This window comes from Spiroplasma endosymbiont of Lariophagus distinguendus, assembly GCF_023846195.1.
Classification (GTDB): Bacteria; Bacillota_I; Bacilli_A; order Mycoplasmatales; family VBWQ01; genus Spiroplasma_E.
This window is the reverse complement of the sequence record NZ_JALMUW010000154.1, coordinates 1-768: the sequence shown is the minus strand read 5'-3', so window position 1 is coordinate 768 and position 768 is coordinate 1. Positions and strand designations below refer to the sequence as shown.

Genomic DNA, 768 nt, shown 5'->3' with positions numbered 1-768 from the left:
AATAATGATTTTAATAATGCTTATGCAGTGCCAACAATAGTTGCTGGTGCTTCTGAAATTATTCATAATTTACTACCTATGGAAACTACTAATCATATTGAAGAAATGCAAGAAACAGCATTTAATGATGAAACTGCAAGATTAATTAATGATAATAGATTTTCAATTAATAGTGAAACAACCAGTCAATATGGTAGTGATAATATGAGCGAAGTACCATTAAATAATGATAATGCTTCACTAAATTGAGATTATAATCACATGAGTTTATAAAGGAGGTGAAAAGTAATGAATAAAGAAAAAATTATTGAATATTACACTGAAATAATAAAGGATGCAAATAAAGAGGCAGAACATTTACAAAAAAAAATAGATGAATTAATAGTATCTGTACTTTGTTACCATAGAATGGTAGAAAAAATTAAAAATGGAGAATTTGATGAATAATCAAAAATAAACAATAAATAGTTGAAAGGAAAATTTGAAATGAAAGAATTTTTACATGAATTAATAATTATTGGAACAAGTGTTGGAACATTAATTTGCAGAGAAATTATTGTTTTATTAAAAAGATTTATCACAACTCCAAAACATGTTAGAGCAAATAACAAAATTATTAAACATCAAAAAAAATTAGCAAAGTTAAATGAAAAAATTAATAAAGAAAATAAATAATAAAGTGGTGATGTAAATGTTAGAAAATGAAAATAATGTTCAACAAACAACTGAACCTTTAACTGAAAATAATGCTTCTTCACAAGAAATAGA

At 23.8% G+C, this 768-nt stretch carries 3 protein-coding genes; all 3 read left to right on the top strand.

Going from position 1 to position 768, the window contains the following annotated elements:
* Window positions 1–273 (top strand): hypothetical protein (locus tag M0D11_RS06250; RefSeq protein ID WP_252321090.1); only part of this gene is annotated, 273 nt, incomplete at its 5' end.
* A 15-nt stretch (window positions 274–288) separates the two neighbouring features.
* Complete coding sequence (locus M0D11_RS06245; RefSeq protein ID WP_252321088.1) at window positions 289–447, top strand: hypothetical protein; 159 nt, start codon at window positions 289–291, stop codon at window positions 445–447.
* Between the two features lie 39 nt (window positions 448–486).
* Window positions 487–675, top strand: a complete 189-nt coding sequence (locus M0D11_RS06240; protein ID WP_174480113.1) for a hypothetical protein — start codon at window positions 487–489, stop codon at window positions 673–675.
* Window positions 676–768 lie beyond the last annotated feature (93 nt).